This window comes from Rhizobacter sp. SG703, from assembly GCF_012275445.1.
Taxonomy (GTDB): domain Bacteria; phylum Pseudomonadota; class Gammaproteobacteria; order Burkholderiales; family Burkholderiaceae_C; genus Rhizobacter.
Genome location: NZ_JAAZQK010000028.1, coordinates 1 through 1,607, shown reverse-complemented (window position 1 = coordinate 1,607; position 1,607 = coordinate 1). Strand labels below are relative to the sequence as shown.

The window sequence follows — 1,607 nt, the reverse complement described above, 5'->3', positions numbered from 1 at the left end:
CGAGGCTGTGTGAAAACAGCTTGATTGCCTGAGGTGATCGCCTAAGTTGTGGCAACGCGGCTGAACGGGTCACGGCATGAAGCGATTCATCGAAGGAGAGGAGCGAAGCCAGGTCACGTTGCTCCCTGAGTGCCTGGACGACTACATCGCAGAAGACAACCCCATCCGCGTCGTCGATGTCTTCGTTGACGAACTGTCGATGAAGAAACTGGGCTTCGAAGGCGCCGAGCCTGCGGCAACCGGGCGCCCCTCTTACCACCCGGCGGTGCTGCTGAAGATCTACATCTATGGCTACCTCAATCGCGTCCAGTCGAGTCGACGCCTGGAGCGCGAAGCGCAGCGTAATGTCGAGTTGATGTGGCTGACCGGACGCTTGGCGCCGGACTTCAAGACCATCGCCGACTTCCGCAGGGACCACGGCGACGCGATCCACAAGGTCTGCCGCGAGTTCGTGCTGCTGTGCCGTCGGCTGAAGTTGTTCACGGACGGCATCGTGGCCATCGACGGCAGCAAGTTCAAGGCGGTCAACAATCGCGACAAGAACTTCACCGATCGCAAGCTGAAGGCAAGGCTGGAGCAGCTCGAGGACAGCATCAAGCGCTACCTGGTCGAGCTCGATCGAGCAGACCGCGACGCGACAGCCGTGCTGCCCAACCGAGTCGCGCACCTGCAGGAGAAGATCGCCAGGGTGAAGCAGCAGATGCAAGGTCTGGCCGCGATCGGCGAACAGATGAATGCCTCAGAGGACGGGCAGATCTCGTTGACCGATCCCGACGCCCGCTCCATGGCCACCAGCGGCCGAGGAACGGGCATTGTTGGCTACAACGTGCAGACCGCAGTGGACGCCAAACACCACATGATCGTGGCCCACGAGGTCACCAACGTTGGCCATGACAGGGGCCAGCTGGCAAGCATGGCCAAGCTCGCCAAGGCAGCGACCGGCGAAGGCGACCTGATCGCACTGGCAGATCGCGGCTATTACGAAGGCTATGAAATCCTCAAGTGCGAGCAAGCTGGGGTGGCTGCCGTCGTTCCCAAGCCGATGACCTCGAACAACTTGGCCGACGGCTTGTTCGACAAGCGCGACTTCGTTTACGACAGCAAGAAGGACGAGTATCGGTGCCCGGCTGGGAAGATCGCCATCTATCGCTGCACAGCAGAAGAGAACGGCAAGACCTTGCACAAGTACTGGTCCTCTGAGTGCCCGCAGTGTCCAATGAAGCCACGATGCACCACGAGCAAGAATCGGCGCATTGCGCGCTGGGAGCACGAGGATGTGATGGACATCGTTCAAGAGCGGTTGGACGGCGCTCCCGAGGCCATGCGGCTACGCAGACAGACCGTCGAGCATGTGTTCGGCACGCTGAAGGCCTGGATGGGGTCGAGTCACTTCCTGACCAGAACGCTACCTCGGGTACGAACCGAGATGAGCTTGCAGGTACTGGCCTACAACCTGAAGCGAGCCATCAAGGTCATCGGCGCGGAGCCACTGATCGCAGCGATGCGGGCGTGAGCCCTCAACCTCGAACTCGTCGCTGAGCGCGTGCTGCACGTTGACGGGTCGGCGCATCCCGTGCGGCGCTCTGCGCGTTTTGCACACAGCCTCG

General features: G+C 61.2%; 1 protein-coding gene. It reads left to right on the top strand.

The genetic code is table 11. The annotated features are described in order from the left end of the window. Nucleotides 1–76 precede the first annotated feature (76 nt). Entirely contained in the window at nt 77–1,513 is a 1,437-nt protein-coding gene (locus tag FHT26_RS29430; RefSeq protein WP_168563620.1) for an IS1182 family transposase, read from the top strand. The last annotated feature ends 94 nt before the right edge of the window (nt 1,514–1,607 follow it).